The sequence below is a fragment of the Nocardia sp. SSK8 genome (assembly GCF_037034205.1).
Taxonomy (GTDB): Bacteria; Actinomycetota; Actinomycetes; order Mycobacteriales; family Mycobacteriaceae; genus Nocardia.
Map to the genome: position 1 here is coordinate 95,014 of NZ_JBAGKD010000004.1, position 17,882 is coordinate 112,895.

21 protein-coding genes are annotated in these 17,882 nt (G+C 71.0%); 8 read left to right on the forward strand and 13 right to left on the reverse strand.

Annotated features, from left to right (window positions below; translation table 11 throughout):
* Positions 1-2 precede the first annotated feature (2 nt).
* Both WA675_RS09620 and WA675_RS09625 read right to left on the reverse strand, forming a co-directional pair.
* Positions 3-653 carry an urease accessory protein UreF gene (locus tag WA675_RS09620; RefSeq protein WP_336083756.1) on the reverse strand — a complete coding sequence of 217 codons (651 nt, stop codon included), beginning with the start codon at positions 651-653 and terminating at the stop codon, positions 3-5.
* 93 nt (positions 654-746) lie between these two features.
* The gene (locus WA675_RS09625) at positions 747-2,216 is read right to left on the reverse strand and encodes an MFS transporter (protein WP_336083758.1); all 1,470 of its coding nucleotides are present in this window, start codon (positions 2,214-2,216) and stop codon (positions 747-749) included.
* Positions 2,217-2,308: 92 nt separating this feature from the next.
* Here WA675_RS09625 and WA675_RS09630 point away from each other — a divergent pair, with 92 nt between their 5' ends.
* Complete coding sequence (locus WA675_RS09630; protein WP_336083759.1) at positions 2,309-2,989, forward strand: TetR/AcrR family transcriptional regulator; 681 nt, start codon at positions 2,309-2,311, stop codon at positions 2,987-2,989.
* Positions 2,990-2,995: 6 nt separating this feature from the next.
* Here the strand turns inward: WA675_RS09630 and WA675_RS09635 are convergent, their stop codons facing one another.
* Positions 2,996-4,195 (reverse strand): DUF418 domain-containing protein, encoded by a 1,200-nt coding sequence (locus WA675_RS09635; RefSeq protein ID WP_336083760.1) that lies wholly within the window; start codon positions 4,193-4,195, stop codon positions 2,996-2,998.
* A gap of 186 nt (positions 4,196-4,381) precedes the next feature.
* Here WA675_RS09635 and WA675_RS09640 point away from each other — a divergent pair, with 186 nt between their 5' ends.
* Positions 4,382-5,047, forward strand: coding sequence for a class I SAM-dependent methyltransferase (locus WA675_RS09640; protein WP_336083762.1), 666 nt, complete (start codon positions 4,382-4,384; stop codon positions 5,045-5,047).
* A gap of 144 nt (positions 5,048-5,191) precedes the next feature.
* Here WA675_RS09640 and WA675_RS09645 read toward each other — a convergent pair whose 3' ends face one another.
* Positions 5,192-5,503, reverse strand: a complete 312-nt coding sequence (locus WA675_RS09645) for a hypothetical protein (protein ID WP_336083764.1) — start codon at positions 5,501-5,503, stop codon at positions 5,192-5,194.
* 130 nt (positions 5,504-5,633) lie between these two features.
* Between WA675_RS09645 and WA675_RS09650 the strand changes: the two genes are divergently transcribed.
* Both WA675_RS09650 and WA675_RS09655 read left to right on the forward strand, forming a co-directional pair.
* Positions 5,634-6,464 (forward strand): zinc-binding dehydrogenase, encoded by an 831-nt coding sequence (locus tag WA675_RS09650; RefSeq protein ID WP_336083765.1) that lies wholly within the window; start codon positions 5,634-5,636, stop codon positions 6,462-6,464.
* 89 nt (positions 6,465-6,553) lie between these two features.
* Positions 6,554-7,786 carry a cytochrome P450 family protein gene (locus WA675_RS09655; RefSeq protein WP_336083767.1) on the forward strand — a complete coding sequence of 411 codons (1,233 nt, stop codon included), beginning with the start codon at positions 6,554-6,556 and terminating at the stop codon, positions 7,784-7,786.
* On the opposite strand, the gene WA675_RS09660 is transcribed toward WA675_RS09655, so the two are convergent.
* The 4 genes from WA675_RS09660 to WA675_RS09675 form a co-directional block, all read right to left on the reverse strand.
* Complete coding sequence (locus WA675_RS09660; RefSeq protein WP_336083768.1) at positions 7,770-8,438, reverse strand: O-methyltransferase; 669 nt, start codon at positions 8,436-8,438, stop codon at positions 7,770-7,772. The genes WA675_RS09655 and WA675_RS09660 overlap by 17 nt on opposite strands.
* A 19-nt stretch (positions 8,439-8,457) precedes the next feature.
* Positions 8,458-9,459 (reverse strand): hypothetical protein, encoded by a 1,002-nt coding sequence (locus tag WA675_RS09665; RefSeq protein ID WP_336083770.1) that lies wholly within the window; start codon positions 9,457-9,459, stop codon positions 8,458-8,460.
* 2 nt (positions 9,460-9,461) lie between these two features.
* Entirely contained in the window at positions 9,462-9,791 is a 330-nt protein-coding gene (locus tag WA675_RS09670; RefSeq protein WP_336083772.1) for a type VII secretion target, read from the reverse strand.
* Between the two features lie 110 nt (positions 9,792-9,901).
* On the reverse strand, positions 9,902-10,444 hold the full coding sequence (locus WA675_RS09675) for a YbaB/EbfC family nucleoid-associated protein (protein ID WP_336083774.1): 543 nt from the start codon (positions 10,442-10,444) through the stop codon (positions 9,902-9,904).
* Between the two features lie 262 nt (positions 10,445-10,706).
* Between WA675_RS09675 and WA675_RS09680 the strand changes: the two genes are divergently transcribed.
* Positions 10,707-12,017, forward strand: coding sequence for a lipase family protein (locus tag WA675_RS09680; protein ID WP_336083776.1), 1,311 nt, complete (start codon positions 10,707-10,709; stop codon positions 12,015-12,017).
* Between the two features lie 118 nt (positions 12,018-12,135).
* Here the strand turns inward: WA675_RS09680 and WA675_RS09685 are convergent, their stop codons facing one another.
* From WA675_RS09685 to WA675_RS09695, 3 genes are read right to left on the reverse strand one after another with little or no spacing between them, the layout of a single operon-like run.
* Positions 12,136-13,857, reverse strand: coding sequence for an urease subunit alpha (locus WA675_RS09685; protein ID WP_336083778.1), 1,722 nt, complete (start codon positions 13,855-13,857; stop codon positions 12,136-12,138).
* Positions 13,854-14,186, reverse strand: a complete 333-nt coding sequence (locus WA675_RS09690) for an urease subunit beta (RefSeq protein WP_336083780.1) — start codon at positions 14,184-14,186, stop codon at positions 13,854-13,856. The genes WA675_RS09685 and WA675_RS09690 overlap by 4 nt, the downstream gene beginning before the upstream one ends.
* 9 nt (positions 14,187-14,195) lie before the next feature.
* Positions 14,196-14,498 (reverse strand): urease subunit gamma, encoded by a 303-nt coding sequence (locus WA675_RS09695; protein WP_336083781.1) that lies wholly within the window; start codon positions 14,496-14,498, stop codon positions 14,196-14,198.
* A 145-nt stretch (positions 14,499-14,643) separates the two neighbouring features.
* Between WA675_RS09695 and WA675_RS09700 the strand changes: the two genes are divergently transcribed.
* Positions 14,644-15,216 carry a 3'-5' exonuclease gene (locus WA675_RS09700; protein WP_336083782.1) on the forward strand — a complete coding sequence of 191 codons (573 nt, stop codon included), beginning with the start codon at positions 14,644-14,646 and terminating at the stop codon, positions 15,214-15,216.
* A gap of 6 nt (positions 15,217-15,222) precedes the next feature.
* On the opposite strand, the gene WA675_RS09705 is transcribed toward WA675_RS09700, so the two are convergent.
* Positions 15,223-15,648: a PaaI family thioesterase gene (locus WA675_RS09705; RefSeq protein WP_442945591.1), complete on the reverse strand. Its 426-nt coding sequence runs from the start codon at positions 15,646-15,648 to the stop codon at positions 15,223-15,225.
* Positions 15,649-15,996: 348 nt separating this feature from the next.
* Here WA675_RS09705 and WA675_RS09710 point away from each other — a divergent pair, with 348 nt between their 5' ends.
* Entirely contained in the window at positions 15,997-16,509 is a 513-nt protein-coding gene (locus WA675_RS09710; RefSeq protein ID WP_336083784.1) for a L,D-transpeptidase, read from the forward strand.
* On the opposite strand, the gene WA675_RS09715 is transcribed toward WA675_RS09710, so the two are convergent.
* Positions 16,464-17,102 carry a hypothetical protein gene (locus WA675_RS09715; protein ID WP_336083786.1) on the reverse strand — a complete coding sequence of 213 codons (639 nt, stop codon included), beginning with the start codon at positions 17,100-17,102 and terminating at the stop codon, positions 16,464-16,466. The two genes, WA675_RS09710 and WA675_RS09715, sit on opposite strands and share 46 nt — an antisense overlap.
* A gap of 59 nt (positions 17,103-17,161) precedes the next feature.
* Between WA675_RS09715 and WA675_RS09720 the strand changes: the two genes are divergently transcribed.
* Positions 17,162-17,764 carry a maleylpyruvate isomerase family mycothiol-dependent enzyme gene (locus WA675_RS09720; protein WP_336083788.1) on the forward strand — a complete coding sequence of 201 codons (603 nt, stop codon included), beginning with the start codon at positions 17,162-17,164 and terminating at the stop codon, positions 17,762-17,764.
* Positions 17,765-17,882: the final 118 nt, after the last annotated feature.

Below are 17,882 nucleotides of genomic sequence, written 5' to 3' on the forward strand. Positions count from 1 at the left end.
GATTACGAGGCGAACAGGGGCATGTCGCGGAGCAGATGACGTTCGGCCAGCGCGTCCTGCAGCGGGTCCGACAGCGCGGCGAGCTCGGCGGTGGCCTCGGCGGCGATCCGGTCGCACAGCGGCGCCAGCCGCATCGTGCCCGCGGCCACCGCGGCCGGGTCGAGCGCGAGCAGCCGTTGCGCGGCGGTCGCGGCGCCGGTGAGGGTGGTGTAGACGACCACGCCCGCGAGCTCACCCGGGTCGGCGCCACAGGCGGCACCGACCATGCCGAACACCGTCGACAGATGCGGGCGGACCCCGGCGGGCAGCCAATCATGCTGTGGCCACAGCTGTTTCGCGAGACGCAGCAGACCGCGTCCCTGCGCGCGCGAGGCCGCCCGGGCCGCGGGCGACGGGGTGCGGGCGTCGGCCTCGAGTTCGGCACGTTCCGGGGCGAGCGTGCCCGCGCAGACCGCGGCGGCGAGCGAGGCGGTCACCAGGCCGGTGGTCGCGATCCGGCGCCGCAGATACACCTCGACGCTCGCGGCATCGCGCAGCAGCCCGGCCGACACCGCCTCCTCGACACCGCCGGAGTGCACGTGCCCGCCGATGGGCAGGCGCGAGTCGGCCAGGGCGAGCAGTGTCGCCAGGCCCGCCGCACCCTCGTTTCGCATTCGTCGATCCTAGGCAACCGGACCGGACCCGCGCCCGGTGAGGGCGGCCGGGACCGGGTGCGGTGGCGACAGTCACCACACCCGGTCCGCGCGTCAGCGGCCGGTGCGGGCCGAGCGCCAGGCCACCACGGCCATGGCGAGCAGCAGCAGGGCGCCGCCGGTGGTTGCCACGTGCATCCCGCTGACGAAGGATTCGCGCGCGGCCGCGAGCAGCCCGGCGTCGTCACCGGAGTGCGCGACGGTGTCGCCCAGCGTCTCCCCGAAGTCGCCGCCGGAGCGGAAGACCAGCGCGGCCAGCGAACCCAGCAGCGCCAGGCCCAGCGAATTGCCGAGTTCGAAGCTGGTCTCGGAGATGCCGACCGCCGAACCGGCGCGTTCGGCGGGCACCGCCGACACCGCGACATCCGACACCAGGGTGAACGAGATGCCATAGCCGACACCGGCGATCACCGAACCCGCCACGTACCACATCAGCCCGCCGTCGACCCCGACGCCGAGCAGCATCAGATTGCCGATCGCCGACAGCGTCAGCGCGAGGGTGAACGCCGCGCGCACGCCCCAGCGCAGACCCACCCGTGCCCCGCTCATCGAGAAGACGAACACCGCGACCGCCATCGGGATACCCAGCAGCGCCGCCTGCAGCGCGTCACGCCCGGTGACCGACTGCAGGTAGATGCTGGTCAGGTAACTCATGGCGGCCAGCGACATCATGCCGACGGTGCTGGCCCCGATCGCCACCCGGAACAGCGGCCTGCCGAACAGCGACAGATCCAGCAGCGGCTCGGCGAGCTGCCGCTGCCTGCGCACGAACAGCACCAGCAGCGCCGCGCCGAGCACGCCGATCAGCACCGAGACCGCGTCGAAGCCCTCGGCCGCGAGGTGCTTGATCCCGTAGACCAGCGGCAGGATGCCACCGATCGAGAGCGCGACGCTGGGCAGGTCGAGCGGGCCCAGCGCGGCCGAACGGTGTTCGGGCAGCAGGACCGGGCCGAACACCAGCAGCACGGCCAGCACCGGGATATTGATCAGGAAGACCGAGCCCCACCAGAAGTGGTGCAGCAGCAGCCCGCCGATGATCGGGCCCACCGCCGAGCCACCGGCGAAGAACGCGGTCCAGATGCCGATCGCGGTCGCGCGCCTGCGGGCGTCGGGGAACAGGTTGGAGATCAGCGCCAGGCTCGACGGCAGCAGGGTCGCACCGCCGATGCCCATCAGCACCCGTGCCGCGATGAGCACGCCCGCGCTGGGCGCGAAGGCGGCCAGCACCGAGGCCAGGCCGAAGACGGCGGCACCGGCGAGCAGGATGTTGCGCCTGCCGATCCGGTCGCCGAGATTGCCCATCGTGATGAGCAGCCCGGCCAGCATGAATCCGTAGATGTCGAGGATCCAGAGTTGCTGGGACGCACTGGGATCCAGGTCGACGGTGAGCGTCGGCATGGCCAGGAACAGCACCGAGATGTCCATCGACACGAGCAGCACCGGCAGCAGCAGCACGCCCAGCCCGAGCCAGGCACGGCGTCCACCGATGGCAGCGGTGGACACCGCCGGTTCCAGCTTGGTCATTTTCCGGGATCCTTCCGAGGTTTGCGTACACCGTACGCGGGGAACGAGTACAGTGTACGCACAGAAGTGGAGAACGGAAAGTGAGTCATGGGATGACCGACGCGAAGCTCACCCGCCCCGCCATCGTCGACGCCGCGATCGCCCTGGCCGACGCCGACGGCTTGGACGCGGTGTCGATGCGCCGCATCGCCGACCGGCTCGAGGTGGGCACCATGTCGCTGTACCGGCACGTGGCCAACAAGGACGAGCTCATCGCGGAGATGACCGACGAGATCGCCGCCCGCCACCCCTACCCCGACCCGGCAGGCCAGGACTGGACCTGGCGCGACCGGGTGCGCATCGCCGCCGAGATCGATTGGCAGCTCTACCAGCAGCATCCGTGGGTGCTGCTGACCTTCGCCGTGCCCCGCTACAGCTTCGGCCCGCAGGGTCTGGCCAGCCTGGCCTGGCTGGTCGAGGGGTTGCGCGCGCTCGAGGTGTCCACCCGCGAGGCGACCACCATGGCCTTCACCGTGTGGAACTACATCTCCGGGGCGAGCCTGCCGGTGGTCGGCGGCTCGCTGCTGGCGCGCAAGCGCACCGCCACCGACGACACCAACGGCCTGCGCGCGCTGCTCGACGGAACTCCGGCGTTCCCCGTTCCCCCCGCCCTGGCCGATCTGCACGGCGCGGGTGTCAGCGATCTCACCTCCGAGGACCTGCTGTTCCGCGGCCTCGACGCCCTGTGCGACGGTTTCGCCGCCCGAGCCGCGGCCGCCGCCCAGGCCCGCTGACCCCGGCTAGCTCGCGGGTTTCCGCCACGGCGGGACGCGCAGGTAGGTCGCGGCCCGCAGCACCCATTCCACCGGCCCGTAGGGGTGGCCGCGCAACCACCAGGCGCTCAGCGCGAGCTGCGCGGCGAAGGTCACCAGCGCGATCCCGACGACCCCGAGCGGCGGAACATCGTCGGCCAGGGCGAGCCCGTACCCGGTGTAGACGAGCATCAGCACGATCGACTGGCCGATGTAGTTGGTGGCCGCCATCCGCCCCGCGGGCGCGAGCAGGGCGGCGAACCGGCCGGTGCGGGCCGAGCGGGCCAGCCGCAGCACCACCGCGACATAGGCGAAGGTCATGGCGGGGGCGACGAGGTATTGCAGGCCGTGCACGAAGTCCGGGCCGTTCCACCAGCGCATGGCGTCGGCGAAGGTCGCCGCCGAGATCGGCAGGCCGAGCCCGAAGCCGATCAGCAGAACACGCGGCGACCAGCGGCGCACGGTCTGCTCGTCCTCGAACAGGGTGCGTTTGCCCGCCGCCAGGCCGAGCAGGAACATCGCCAGGCTCGGCACGCCCTGCCCGACCCAGATCAGCAGCAGGAACGCCGGGGCGAGGCCGGTCTGCATGGCGAAGGTGTCGGCGAAGCCGCCGGTGTAGTCGGCGGCGATGGCGGGCAGGTTCATGAACGCGCCCAGTGCGAGGGTGCCATCCTGACCGGGCAGGAAGCTGAGCACCGACCACAGCAGGTAGAGCACCACGGCGGTGATCACCGCGGTGCGGGGCCGCAGCCCGCGCAGGGCGATCAGCAGCAGGCACAGCACCGCGTAGAGGGTGAGGATGTCGCCGATCCACAGGAAGTACACGTGCAGCAGGCCGATCGTCAGCAGCGCGGCGCAGCGCCGCAGCAGCCGGGGTCCCGGGGCGGCGCCCGCGCGCTGGGCCGCCGCGATCTGCACGGTGAACGAATAGCCGAACAGGAAGGCGAACAGCAGGTAGAACCGGCCGGTGAACAGCGCGTCGACGCCCGCGCGCACCAGCTGGTCGACGGTGCCGTCGAACAGGGACACCGGCTTGTCGCGCGGGCCGACCGCCGACCAGATCGTGGTCGCCACGATCACATTGGTGATCAGGATGCCGAACAGCGCGAAGCCGCGCAGGATGTCGATCTCGGCGATGCGCCGCCCGGACGATGCCGTGGGCGTCCGGGTCCCGAGTTCCGCTGCCATGTGTCGAGCGTAGGAACCCCAGTGGTCGGCCGTCGTCCCTCGCGCGGGCGATTCCCGGTCGGACGGTTTTCCGGCCGCGTCCTCCCTGCGGCGTATTGACTTCTCCCCCACCGGTATCCCCCGGGTGCCGACACGGCGATGGCCATCCGGTGTTCGCCCGCGCCGCGCGGATGGGACAGTGGACCGATGACCTCCGAACCGCTGCCCGCCGACCGCCGTCTCGCCGCCGAAGCCCTCGCCGCCGATGATCCGACCGGTTGGTTCGAACCGCTCTATGTCGAAGCGGCGGCGGGCACCTCGGTGGTGCCGTGGGACCGCGAGGACCCCAATCCGCTGCTGGTGGACTGGTTCGCCCAGCGCGCGACCGAGCCCGGCGGGACCGCCCTGGTGGTCGGCTGCGGGTACGGCACCGACGCCGAATTCGTGGCGGCGCAGGGATTCCGCACCACCGCCTTCGATGTCTCCCCGACCGCCATCCGGGGCGCCAGGGCCCGCTTCCCACAGTCCCCCGTCACCTACACCGTCGCCGACCTGCTGCGTCCGCCCGCCACCTGGACGGGTGCCTTCGACCTGGTCGTCGAGTCGATCACGGTCCAGTCCCTGCCCCCGGAGGTCCACGCCACCGCCATCGCCGGGATTCGCGCCGCCCTGGCACCGGGCGCGACGCTGCTGGTCGTCGCCGATGTCAGCGCCACCACCCCGACCGCTGGCCCGCCCTGGCCACTGACCCGCACCGAGATCGAGTCCTTCGCCGACGGCGACATCACCCCCGTCCGGATCGACCTGGTCCCCCGCCCCGACATCCCCGGCCTGCACCGCTGGCGCGCCGAATTCCACCGCGCCACTCCATAAGACGCCCTTGCTGATGCCCCGACCCACGCGTGGTGGCCCGGCGGCCGCACCCGGTGGGTTACGGCCGCTGGTTCGACCGGGAGGGCCAGTCGATCGTCACCGGCCGGGGCTGCGTCATGCCCGCGGTTCCGTCGCGGGACCGCATCACCCGGTGACGACAGACCTGCGCACCCGCACCCCGCACGCCGCCGCGCAGCATCCGGCGACCAGCCCGAGCACGGCGGGCACGGCGACCAGCCCGACCCGCAGCGGGAGGTCGGCGACCCCGGTCCCGGCGGGGGTCTCCGGTGGGGTCTCCGGCAGCGGTTCGTAGCTCGCCTCGTAGACCACGAAACCGTCGATATCGCTGGCCCACCATTCGAACAGCAGCCAGGCGGCCAGCCCGCACAGCAGGCCGAGGGTCGTCGATGCCAGAACGGTCCGGCGCCGGGCGCCGCGCGCGTGCTGCGTTGTCACGCTGAGCAGTCAAGCAGCCCGACCGCCCGGCACGCCGCAGCGACGCGGGCCCGGCACGCCCCGATTCCGCGCCGGGCCGGTGAAAACGGCCCGGCGCGCGAGACACGCGCAACGCCGCGCCGGGCGGGCGGTGCCAGAATGGAGCGTGCCCGCCGTGCCCGGCACCGAGGCGGTCGGCATCGTCGACGCGATCGGCCCGGGCACCGAGGGCCTGGCGCTCGGGCAGCGGGTCGCGATGGCCGGGATCCGCGATGCCTGGGCGGAGTTCTTCCTCGCCCGCGCCGACCGCGCCGTCCCGATGCCCGCGCAGGTCCCCGACGAGACCGCCTGCCAGCTGCTGGCGATGCCGCTGAGCGCGCTCATGCTGCTCGACGACCTGCGCGTGCGGTCCGGCCAGTGGATCGCGGTGAACGCCGCCAACGGCGCGGTCGGACGGCAGCTGAATCTGTTCGCCCGGCAGCGGGGCGTGCGGGTGCTCAGTCTGGTCCGCGGTCCGTCCTCGGTGCGCGCGCTCGCGCAGCTCGGGTACGGCCCGGTGATCGACACCGAGGTGCCGGACTGGGCGGCGCGGGCCGCCGAGGCCACCGGCGGTGCGCCGATCGTGCGGGCCGTCGACCAGGTCAGCGGACCGGCCGCGAACGAGCTGCTGTCCCTGCTCGCCCCGCGCGGGGAACTCGTCAGCTTCGGCGCGCTGTCGGGCAGGCCGCTCACCGTGGACACCGGCGCCGTCATCTTCAAGCAGGTGGTGATCAAAGGCTTCTGGGGGCAGCAGCGCGGCGCCGAGATCGATCCCGCCGACTATCTGCGCCTGATCACCGAACTGGTCGGCCTGGCCGACGAGGGCACCCTGCGCCTGGACGTGCAGGCCGAGTTCGGGCTGGCCCACGCCGTCGAGGCCGCCGCGCTCTCCGAGACCCCGGGCCGCAACGGCAAGGTCGTGCTGCGCGCCGGGGCCCGATGAAGATCGAATACCGTTTCCCCCAATCGATTCCGTTTCGCCCTCGCACGATAGACGTCGACATGCCCGGCGCCGATCGGTAGCGTCGACGCATGGCCGAACTCTCCGCTCCCAGCCGCATCGAGTCCATCGGCACCGAGTTCTTCGACGATCCGCACGCGCACTACCGCCGCTGGCGTGACGCGGGCCCCGCGCACCGGGTCCGCTTCCCCGACGGGGTGGTCCGCTGGGTGATCGTCGGCTACGCCGAAGCCCGTGCCGCCCTGGCCGACCCGCGCCTGCGCAAGGACATGGCCAGGGCCGCCGCCATCCTCGACCACAAGCGCGACGCCGACCCCATCGACGCCGACTCCCTGACCCTGCTCAGCCACATGCTCAGCACCGACCCGCCCGCCCACACCCGGCTGCGCAAACTGGTGAACAAGGCGTTCACCACCCGCCAGGTGGCGTCGCTGCGCCCGCGCATCGAGGAGATCACCGAGGCGCTGCTGGACGCGATGGACACCGAGGGCCCGGTCGATCTCATGGAGACCTTCGCCAATCCCCTTCCGGTGACGGTGATCTGCGAGCTGCTCGGTGTCCCGTTCGCCGACCGCGCGGACTTCCAGTCCTGGACCCGATCACTGGTCGGTGTGCCGGGCGAGGCCGACGAGGAACGGTCGGCGGCCGCCACCGCGATGGCCGGATACCTGGCGGAGCTGGTGCGTGCCAAGCAGTCCCGGCCCGCCGCGGATCTGCTCTCCCAGCTGGTCCTCGCCGACGACGAGGGCGACCGGCTCACCGACCGCGAACTGGTGGCCATGGCGTTCCTGCTGCTGGTGGCCGGGCACGAGACCACCGTGAACCTGATCGGCAACGGCGTCTACGCGCTGCTGCGCCACCCCGAACAGTGGCGGGCGCTGTGTGCCGATCCGGCGGGTGTACCCGCGGCAGTGGAGGAGTTCCTGCGCTTCGACGGCCCCGTGGACATGGCGACCGTGCGGTTCACTGCGGAGCCGGTCGCGGTGGGCGGCACCGAGATTCCCGAGGGCGAGCTCGTCTACGTCGCCCTCTCGGCGGCCAATCGCGACCCGGCCCGCTTCACCGATCCCGACACGCTCACCGTCGACGGGCAGGCCGGTGGTCACCTGGCCTTCGGCCACGGCATCCACTTCTGCGTCGGCGCGCCGCTGGCCCGGCTGGAGGCCGAGATCGCGTTCACCGCGCTCCAGCGCCGCTTCCCCGAGCTGACACCAGCGGCACCCACCGCCGACCCGCGGTGGCAGACCAGCACGCTCATCCGCGGTCTGCTCGAGCTCCCGGTGCTGGTCAGGCCGGGCCGGTGACCACCGCGTAGGCGAAGCCGTCCCAGCCCTTCGACCCGACCGTCTGGATGACGGTCGCGTCGAGGCCGGGTTCGGCGGCGAGCAGGTCGATCAGATCGCGACTGGCCCGCGCGTTGGGGTCCTCGGTCCGCTCATCGGCGACCGCGCCGCCGCGCACCACATTGTCGACGATGATCACCGAGCCGGGCCGGGTCAGCCGCAGCGCCCACTGCACATAGTTCGAGTTGTTGACCTTGTCGGCGTCGATGAACACCAGGTCGAACGGCGCGGTCAGGTCCTCGGCCAGCCCGGGCAGCGTGTCCAGCGCCGGGCCGACGCGGATCTCCACCCGGTCCCCCACCCCGGCCCGATCCAGGTTCTCCCGCGCCACTTTCGCATGCCGCGGTTCGAACTCCAGGGTCACCACCGTGCCGTCCGGGCCGACGGCGCGCGCCAGCCATTCGGTGCTGTACCCGCCGAGCGTGCCGATCTCGAGCACCCGGCGGGTGTTCGCCGAACGCGCGAGCAGATACAGGAACTTGCCCTGCGGCGGGGAGACATCGATCGGCGGCAGGCCCGCCTCGGCATTGGCGGCCAGCGCGGGCGCGCCCTCCGCACCGACGAGGGTGTCCACGAGATACCGATCGACGCCTGCCCAGTCGTTGTCCGTCATGCAGGCCAGTGTGCCACCGCTAGGCCTTGGCGGTCTCGACCTCGACGACACCCCGCACGATCTGCACCGCGTTCTTGACCATGGTCTTCACCGACATCAGCGCCTGCACAAGCTGCCAGATCATCTGCGACACCGTCATCGTCGCCGTCGAGATCTCGAACAGCGCCCGCGAGATGAGGGCGGGCGAGGCGGTGCCCGCACTGGCGATCATGATCGCGGTGAACTCGGCCAGCATGCCCGCCAGGGTGCAGAGAATCTCGGTGACGATCCCCTTCACCGTCTCCACGATGGACTTCATCCCGCTGTTGGCGTCGGAAAGGACCTGCGCGACAGCGGCTTTCTCGGCGATCTGCCCCGTCAGCTCGGTCGCGCGCGCACGGTAGGCCGCCGACGCGGCGCCGGTCCACTCGCCGATGCCGGTGTCGAGGGCGGCGGCCCAGGTCTCGGCGGTGGTGGTGAGGTGTTCGGCGATCTTCTTCCACGAATCGGTGTAGCCCTGCACCATATCGGGGCTGCCGGTCAGCGATTCGAGGGTCTTGCGCAGGGGCTCGACGTGTTCGAGCATCCAGCTCATCAGCTGCGAGCCGAGGAAGCTGAACGGGTCGAACTTCGACAGCGTGGTGCCGGTGCCCTTGACCATCGAGGTGAACATCGACACCACGTCTTTGACGTCGCCTGCGGTGCCCGCGGCCTTGGTGATGGCGCCGACCTTGTCCATGATCGCGCCGTCGCCGGTCAGGGCGCTGTAGAGGCCGTACCCGTTCTCCAGGACGTCGCCGTTGAGCGTGCCCTTCATGATGCCCGCGTCGAGTTCGGTGTTGCCCTCGTCGTCGGTCTTCAACCGCGGCTTGCCCACATTGCTCAGGAGGGGGTTGTCCTCCTGGTAGTAGGTGTTGCGGTAGTCGACGTCGTCGGAGAGCAGGTCGGTGTCCGGGGCCGGGCCGTCGTCGAAGGTGCTGACCATGCCGGGCAGCGTGTGCTCGTTGAGGAAGGTGCCCACCGCGTTGGGTCCGTCGGCCATCGCTAGACGTTCCTCTCGATCTCGGCGGTCTTGCTCGCGATATCGCCCGCGCGGGTGGTGTCACAGGTGTCGAAGCCGTCGGCGGCGGTCCGCAGCTTGCCCGGCATCTCGGCGGCCAGGGTGTTCAAGGTGGTCAGCGTGCTGGTGATCTCGTCGTGCAGGTCGTTGAGCGTCGTCACCGCGTAGGGCTTCACCAGCAGGCCGTATCCGTCGTCGGCATGGGCGAGATAGCTCGCCGCCTGCAAGGCCTCGGCCACCCCCGCGGCCACCCCGTTCACCGCCTCGGCATGGGTCCTGATCGCCTCGGTACTGACATTCACCGCACAAGTCACGCTGGTCCTCCTGGTCGTGGTGAGCTTCCTGGATTCCGCACTCTGTCGAAAAGGTTGGACGCGGCAGACCACGAATCGGTTCCCTCGCCCGCGCGACCGATTCCCAGCGACTACTGCAACCAGGACTTGCGCTGGTAGAATCTGTCCTCGTCGGAGGGCTCCTCGGGCGCGACGACCCGGTCGCGGTCGGGCTTGCGACCAGCCGGAGTCTCCGGGGTGGTGGCGGCGGGCCACGGCGCGGCCGGGGCGGCGGGCGGAGCAGGAGGCGCGGGGGGTGTGGTGGGCTCGGCGTCCATATCGGGGAATCGCTCGGCGTACTGGCCGACGATGGCCTCGCCCGCCTCGTCGGTGCCGACCATGTCGTGCACCAGCCCGGTGACCTGGTCGCGCAGGCGGGCCTGGGCCCGGTGCGTGCAGGCCATGAGCTCGGCGGCCACAGCGGTGGGGTCCATGCCGCGCACGGCGGCGGCGAGGGTGATGGCGGTGGTGGAGCCGTTGGCGTCGACGGTCACGCTGATCCGGCCGTCGGCCGAGGTGTCGGTGACGCTGACCTCGGTCATCTTGCCGTGCAGTTCCTGGTACCGCTGCGCCTTGCGCTCCAGATCCTCGGCCCAGCGCGAGAGTTCGTCGGCGGCGTTGTTCAGGTCGTCCATGGCGGCGGCCCCCTCCTGCCGGGGCTCCCCGGCGCTACACGGCAGGGCGAGTGTCCTCCCGCCCCGTTCGGATCGCGCCGAGCCTAGCCGCGCGATTCCCGCTCCCCGGGACCGGGGCCGCACCGCGCCGTTTCGTACCGAACAGTAACCGTGTTACTGTCGCATCGGTTTCAGATTCCGGTGACGTACATCATGCTCGACGGGCTCTGCGGCTCAAGACACACCCGTGGCAGGGCGGGGGTAACGGTTGATGGAGAGTGGAATGCAGCAATCACGCTCAGCGGTGAGTCGTGTGGCGTTGACGGCACTGGTGTGCCTGGCGACGGCAGCCGGGCATCTGGTCGGCGCGGGACCGGCGGTGGCCGAGCCGGTCAGCGCCTTCTACGTGCCGCCCGCGCAGCTGCCCGAGGCGCCCGGCGCGATCGTGAAGACCCAGCCGATGACCATCCTGGCGACGCCGCCGACGGCGACCGGCTGGCCGACGCAGGCCCAGCACGTCATGTACACCTCGCGGCTGCAGGACGGTTCCCCGGTCGCGGTGTCGGGCACCTATATCGAGCCCACCAATCCCTGGCAGGGCCCCGGCGCGCGCCCGACCGTGGTGATCGGCCCCGGCACCTCCGGGCAGGGTGACCGCTGCGCGATGTCGGTGGCGTTCTCCACCGGAGTCTCGGTGACCGCCGACCCGGCGCTGGGCCTGTCGGCCAATCAGGAACTACCCTCCTCAGCGGTGTGGAGCGCGCTCGGCGCCCGCGTGCTGATCACCGACTACATCGGCCTGGGCACTCCTGGAATCCACACCTACGCCAACCGTTTCGAGAGCGGGCACGCCATTCTCGACGGCGCCAGGGCGGCCAACGCGCTCGGCGGCGTCGGCCCGGAGACGCCGCTGGTGCTGTGGGGCTATTCGCAGGGCGGTGGCGCCACCGCGGCCGCGGCCGAGCTGGCGCCGGAGTACGCGCCGGAGCTGAACCTGAAGGGCACCTGGGCCGGTGGTCCGGTGGCCGATCTCGGCGAGATCCTGAAGCAGATCGACGGCGCGCTGATCGGTGGCGCCATCGGTTTCGCGGTCAACGGCATGCTCGCCCGCTATCCCGAATTGCAGCGCGCGGTGGACCGGGTGACCTCGCCCGAGGGCCGCGCCATGCTGGCGACGCTGAGCGATTCCTGCGTGGCCGACCTGATCGTCTACCACCCGTTCCTGCGCACGAATTCGCTGACGGTGGACGGCCGTTCGCTCACCGAACACCTCGCCGACATCCCCGAGGCCGCGCCGATCCTGGCCGAACTGCGGCTGGGCAGCCGCACGCCCACCACGCCGGTGTTCATCACCAGCGGCCGCAACGACGACACCGTCCCCTACGGTCAGGCCCGCCGCCTCGCCGAGGACTGGTGCGGGCAGGGCGCGGCGGTCACCTTCCGCACCAACGAGCTGCCGCCGATCCTGCCGGGCTTCACCATCCCGAACCACTTCGGTCCGGAGATCATCGACGGTTTCGGCCCCGACAACGCCGTGACCTATCTGCTCGACCGGCTGGCGGACAAGCCGGTCACCGGCTGCTCGTTCGACTGAACGAGGAGGCTCTCGGCCGCCTCGGCCTGGACTGACCGGAGGGTGCGACGAAGGAGCACCCGGAGGGAGGGAAGGCCGAGGGAACAGGCCGAGAGCCCGCGGCGCCAGCCGCCATGTTTCAGAACAGGAAGTAGCGCTGGGCCATCGGGAGTTCGGTCGCGGGCGCTTCGGTCCACACCTCGCCGTCGACGCGGACGGTGAAGGTGTCCGGGTCCACCTCGATGCGGGGCATGGCGTCGTTGCGCGGCATGTCCGCCTTGGTGACCCGCCGAACGTTCTTGACCGGCACCAGTTTCCGCCGCACATCGAGGCGGTTCGCCAGCCCGTCGTCGATCGCGTGCTCGGAGACGAAGTGCAGCGAGGTGGCGGCGGCCGCGGGGGCGGCGGCGCCGAACATCGGGCGCGGCAGCACCGGCTGCGGAGTGGGGATCGAGGCGTTGGCGTCGCCCATGGCCGCCCAGGCGATCATCCCGCCCTTGAGCACGGCGTGCGGGCGCACCCCGAAGAACGCGGGCTCCCACAGCACCAGATCGGCCAGCTTGCCGACCTCCACCGAGCCGATCTCGTCGTCGAGGCCGTGCGCGATCGCCGGGCAGATGGTGTATTTCGCGATGTAGCGCTGCACGCGGGCATTGTCGGCGGCGCCGTCGCCGGGCAGGGCGCCGCGGCGGCGTTTCATCACGTGCGCGGTCTGCCAGGTGCGCATCACCACCTCGCCGATGCGGCCCATGGCCTGCGAGTCCGAGCCGATCATCGAGATGGCGCCCAAATCGTGCAGCAGATCTTCGGCGGCGATGGTCGAGGGGCGGATGCGGGATTCGGCGAAGGCCAGGTCCTCGGGGATCGAGGGGCTCAGGTGGTGGCAGACCATGAGCATGTCGAGGTGCTCGTCGAGGGTGTTGACGGTGTGCGGCCGGGTGGGGTTGGTGGAGCTGGGCAGCACATTGAGATGCGAGGCGACGGTGATGATGTCGGGCGCGTGCCCGCCACCGGCGCCCTCGGTGTGATAGGCGTGGATGCCGCGGCCCGCGATGGCGGCCAGGGTGTCCTCGACGAAACCGGCCTCGTTGAGGGTGTCGGAGTGCAGCGCCACCTGCACGCCCGAGGCGTCGGCGACCGTCAAACAGGCGTCGATCGCGGCCGGTGTCGAACCCCAGTCCTCGTGCAGCTTGAAACCCGAAGCGCCGCCACGCAACTGCTCCCACATGGATTCGCCGCTGACAGTGTTGCCCTTGCCGAGCAGCACGATGTTCATCGGCCAGTGGTCCAGCGATTCCAGCATTCGCGCCAGGTGCCAGGACCCCGGGGTGACGGTGGTGGCCTTGGAGCCCTCGGCGGGGCCGGTGCCGCCGCCGATGAGGGTGGTGATGCCGCCGCCGAGCGCCTCGTCGAGCAGCTGCGGGCAGATGAAGTGCACGTGGCAGTCGATGGCGCCCGCGGTGAGGATGCGGCCGTTGCCCGCGATGATCTCGGTCGAGGGTCCGACCACGAGATCGGGGTGCACGCCCGACATGGTGTCGGGGTTGCCCGCCTTGCCGAGGGCGCAGATGCGGCCGTCGCGAATGCCCACGTCGGCCTTGATGACGCCCCAGTGGTCGATGACGATCACGCCGGTGATCACGGTGTCGGGCGCGCCGTCGGCGCGGGTGGCGCGGGACTGGCCCATCGATTCGCGCAGCACCTTGCCGCCGCCGAAGACGGCCTCCTCCCCCGCCAGTCCGGGCCCGCCGCTGCGGTCCTCGGTGATCTCGACGAGCAGGTCGGTGTCGGCGAGGCGGACCCGGTCGCCGGTGGTCGGCCCGAAGAGCTCGGCGTAGCGGGCGCGGCTGAGTTCGCTCATCGGTTCTCTTCCTGAGTCGTCGCGTCCAGGCGGCCCGGCGGGTTCGCGCTGATCCCGTACACCTCGCGGGTGCCGCCGATCGGCACCAGCGAGACCCGTTGCGGCAGACCGGGTTCGAAGCGCACCGCGGTGCCCGCCGGGATGTCGAGGCGATGCCCGTGCGCGGCGGCGCGGTCGAAGTCGAGGGCGGCGTTGGCCTGCGGGAAGTGCACGTGACTGCCCACCTGTACCGGCCGGTCGCCGGTATTGACGACCTCGAGCTCGAGGCGCACCGCGCCCTGGTTCAGCGCGATGGTGCCCTCGGCACAGAGATACTCACCGGGAATCATGGCCGTCGCCTATCCGATCGGGTGGTGCACGGTGACGAGCTTGGTGCCGTCGGGGAAGGTGGCCTCGACCTGCACGTCGTGGATCATCTCCGGGACGCCGTCCATCACGTCGTCGCGCCCGAGCACCGAGCGGCCCGAGGACATCAGCTCGGCCACGGTCCGCCCGTCGCGCGCGCCCTCGAGCACGTGATCGGTGATCAGCGCGACGGCTTCGGGATGGTTGAGCTTGAGGCCCCGCGCCTGCCTGCGGCGCGCCAGTTCGGCCGCGTAACTCAGCAGCAGCCGTTCCTGCTCGTGCGGCGACAGGCGCATCGGGTCTCTCCTCGGACTGGACTAGGCGGATGACCAGTCATTCTGGCATGCCCGTCCCGGTCCCGCCGCGCAGCGGATCGCGAGCGCTCGGGCACACGGGGAAATCCGGTGGAGCCCACCGGAACTCCCCCGTACCGTCGCGGGGATGCACACATATTCCGGGCTGTTGAACGTGGTCGATGTCGAGGCCACCTGCTGGAGCGGGCCCGCGCCGCGCGGCCAGACCAGCGAGATCATCGAGATCGGCCTGACCGTCGTCGACCTGGGCTCCCGCACGCGGGTGAGCAAGCACGGCATTCTGGTACGTCCCACCCGCTCCACCGTCAGCGAGTTCTGTACCGAGCTCACCGGCCTGACCCAGCAGCAGGTCGACACCGGCGTCGATTTCGCCGAGGCCTGCCGGATCCTGGCGCGGGATTTCGCGGCCGGATCCCGGCCGTGGGCCAGCTGGGGCGATTACGACCGTAAGCAGTTCTTCGTGCAGTCCGTGGAGACCGGCGTGCCGTATCCGTTCAGCCGGTGGCACACCAATGCCAAGCAGGTCTTCGCGGAGTCCCACGGTCTGCGCAGGCGCCAGGGTATGGCGGGCGCGCTGGGCATCGCCGAGCTGCCGCTCGAGGGCAGGCACCATCGCGGCGAGGACGACGCCTGGAACATCGGCGCACTGGTGACCCACGTCCTCGACCGCGGCGGCTGGCGGGTCACCACCGAGCAGTGAGCCCGTTCAGGCGGCGGCCAGGTTCTGCAGCCGGACCTGCCCGCGCGCGACCGTGCGCCCCTCGGCGTCGGTGATCACCACGACCCACAGCTGCTGGGTGCGGCCGCGGTGGATCGGGGTGGCCTCACCGGTGAGCACGCCCTGGCTGACCGCGCGCAGGAAGTCGGTGTTGTTGTTGACGCCGACGACCGACCCGCGGTCCCCGAACCACACCCCACCACCGACGCTGGCCAGCGTCTCGATGACGGTGCAGTAGACCCCACCGTTCTGGATCCCCGCCGGCTGGTGCAGCTCCGGCCGCACTTCCCACTCCCCACGCACCCGATCGGCGGACACCTCGGTGTACCGCATCCCGATCAGATCCGTGAAGGTGCCCTTGCTGATCTCGGTCATCATGTCCGGCGAGATATCGGCCAGCGACAATTCACTCATACGCTCCGGTCTACACCATGACCAATCAGCCGCGCCCACCCGGCAACCGGAAAACGAAGCGGCGGACCCCGTCACGAGGACGGAGCCCGCCGCGGCATGAACGAGGGGGTCGACCGCAGCCCTCGGGACCACCGGCTCATCCGTACGCCGAGATGAGCATAGGTCAGGCTTACCTAAGTGGTCAAGTGCGCGGGTCGGACGGCCTGTCGGCCGGTTCGCTTGCTCAACACGATCGCAATACTCCATGATCATCGGTACCTCTATGTTTCCGAGGCTTGTGTCGATGTTGAGAGCTCGTCTCCGGGCGCACGACGGCCGGGGTGGGCGCGGCGAGAGAGGCAAGATTTCGTGAGTAGTAGTCGTATTCCCCGGTGGGCCGTGCGGGCGGCGATCTGCGCGGCGGCGGTCGGGGCCGCGGTCGCGGCGCCGGTGCAGGCCGAACCGCTGTGGCCCGGCGGGCCGGACGTGCCCGGTGTCCCGGCCATCATTCCCGAGCCCGAACCCGAACCGGTGGTGGCGCCGTGCAGTGAGCAGGCCCGCGCGTGCCTGCAGCTGTCGACCAACAATGCCTGGCTGATGGACAACGGGAAGGTCACCTTCGGCCCGAGCCCGATGTCGCACGGCCGCCCCGGCTACGAGACGCCGACCGGGGTGTTCAAGGTGGCGTTCAAGAAGCCGTTCCACTGGAGCACCATGCACAACGCGCCGATGGAGTACGCGGTGTTCTTCAACGGCGACATCGCCTATCACATCGGCCCCACCGAGGAGCAGTCCCACGGCTGCATCCGGTTGACGCCCGAGGGCGCCAAGGCCCACTATGACTGGCTGGAGCCGGGCGACATCGTCGAAGTGGTGCCCTGAGTTCGCACCGATGACGACGGGGAGGCCGGAGATCCGGTCTCCCCGTCGCCGTCCGGGCCGTCGCTGTTCAGCGCGTCGACGAGCCAGAGCTGGGCCGCGCCGGAGGTGACCTCGTCGCCGGTGAAGGTGGTCGTGAGGTCCCAGTAGCGGCGGACGCGGAGGTCGGCACCGGCGAGGTCGGCGCGCAGGGCGCGGCGGAAGGCCGGGGTGTCGCGGCGGCCGCGGGCGGCGGCGTGGCTGCCGACGTAGTGGTCCAGTTCCGGGCCGGGTCCGGGTGGGTGACCCGCGGCGACGCGTGGGGCGGCGGCGACGCAGGCGTCGGCGAGGTCGAACAGCAGGCGGCGTTCGTCGCGGACGCCGGGGGTGCTCCGATGCCGGAGGGTGTCGTACATCGTGGCGGAAAGCTCCGGATCAGACACTGTCGCAACGAGTTCCGCATAGGCGAGCAAGTGGGCGGGTGGGGCGTCGGCCGGGAGTTCCGGCACGTTCATGGCGAGGAAGCCGTCGATCGCCGCGGTGGGCAGCGGGGTGAGCTGCCTGCGCCAGAAGGCGACCAGGACGGCGTGGGCGGCGGCGCGTTCGGCGGCGATCACCTCCGCGCCTCGGTGGAACTCCTACGGTACCCACGACCACCACACGAAGGAGATCGCCGATGACCGAGCAGCCCACGACCGAGATGATCTGGCGGGCCGTGGCCCACGAGCGCACGACCCTGACCGCGCTGCTGGCCGATCTGCCCGAATCAGGGTGGGATACCGCCTCGTTGTGTGCGGGCTGGCGGGTGCGGGACGTGGTGGCGCACCTGATTCTGGCCACCCGCACGACGGTCGGTGCGCTGATCGTGAATCTGATCCGGGCCCGCGGCGATGTCGACCGGCTCATCCACGACACCGCGGTCCGCCTCGCCGACCGCACAGCGACCGCCGACCTGCTGGCCGACCTGCGCGCGAGTGTCGACTCGCGGGCCGTCCCAATCGGCACCACCCCGCTGGACCGGCTGATGGATCTGCTGGTGCACGGGCAGGACATCGCGGTGCCGCTCGGCGTCGACCGGGTGATGCCGACCGACGCGGCGCAGTGGTCCCTGGACCGGGTGTGGTCGATGGGCGCACCGTTCCACGCTCCGGCCAGGCTCGTGGGATACGCCCTCACCGCGACCGATACCGGCTGGACCGCGGGCAGCGGGACGCCGATCACCGGGACCGCCGCGGAACTGCTGCTCCTGGTCACCGGGCGAACGTCACCCGAGAGCTGACCGGGCTCACGACCGGCGGAGCCGAGGGTCGCGGCAGACGGGCCGGGCATCACCAGGCACAACCGCGACCCGGCCGGGCGCGACGGCAGCCGAAACTGCCTACGGCACCGGGAATTTG

Excerpts from the sequence above, each read along its gene's own strand:
- WA675_RS09695 (WP_336083781.1), bottom strand. The coding sequence starts at position 14,498 with ATGCGCCTGTCGCCGCACGAGCAGGAACGGCTGCTGCTGAGTTACGCG.
- WA675_RS09680 (WP_336083776.1), top strand. The coding sequence starts at position 10,707 with ATGCAGCAATCACGCTCAGCGGTGAGTCGTGTGGCGTTGACGGCACTG.
- WA675_RS09660 (WP_336083768.1), bottom strand. The coding sequence starts at position 8,438 with ATGACGGACAACGACTGGGCAGGCGTCGATCGGTATCTCGTGGACACC.
- WA675_RS09620 (WP_336083756.1), bottom strand. The coding sequence starts at position 653 with ATGCGAAACGAGGGTGCGGCGGGCCTGGCGACACTGCTCGCCCTGGCC.
- WA675_RS09700 (WP_336083782.1), top strand. The coding sequence starts at position 14,644 with ATGCACACATATTCCGGGCTGTTGAACGTGGTCGATGTCGAGGCCACC.
- WA675_RS09705 (WP_442945591.1), bottom strand. The coding sequence starts at position 15,648 with ATGAGTGAATTGTCGCTGGCCGATATCTCGCCGGACATGATGACCGAG.
- WA675_RS09675 (WP_336083774.1), bottom strand. The coding sequence starts at position 10,444 with ATGGACGACCTGAACAACGCCGCCGACGAACTCTCGCGCTGGGCCGAG.
- WA675_RS09635 (WP_336083760.1), bottom strand. The coding sequence starts at position 4,195 with ATGGCAGCGGAACTCGGGACCCGGACGCCCACGGCATCGTCCGGGCGG.
- WA675_RS09690 (WP_336083780.1), bottom strand. The coding sequence starts at position 14,186 with ATGATTCCCGGTGAGTATCTCTGTGCCGAGGGCACCATCGCGCTGAAC.
- WA675_RS09625 (WP_336083758.1), bottom strand. The coding sequence starts at position 2,216 with ATGACCAAGCTGGAACCGGCGGTGTCCACCGCTGCCATCGGTGGACGC.
- WA675_RS09655 (WP_336083767.1), top strand. The coding sequence starts at position 6,554 with ATGGCCGAACTCTCCGCTCCCAGCCGCATCGAGTCCATCGGCACCGAG.
- WA675_RS09665 (WP_336083770.1), bottom strand. The coding sequence starts at position 9,459 with ATGGCCGACGGACCCAACGCGGTGGGCACCTTCCTCAACGAGCACACG.
- WA675_RS09640 (WP_336083762.1), top strand. The coding sequence starts at position 4,382 with ATGACCTCCGAACCGCTGCCCGCCGACCGCCGTCTCGCCGCCGAAGCC.
- WA675_RS09720 (WP_336083788.1), top strand. The coding sequence starts at position 17,162 with ATGACCGAGCAGCCCACGACCGAGATGATCTGGCGGGCCGTGGCCCAC.
- WA675_RS09685 (WP_336083778.1), bottom strand. The coding sequence starts at position 13,857 with ATGAGCGAACTCAGCCGCGCCCGCTACGCCGAGCTCTTCGGGCCGACC.
- WA675_RS09630 (WP_336083759.1), top strand. The coding sequence starts at position 2,309 with ATGACCGACGCGAAGCTCACCCGCCCCGCCATCGTCGACGCCGCGATC.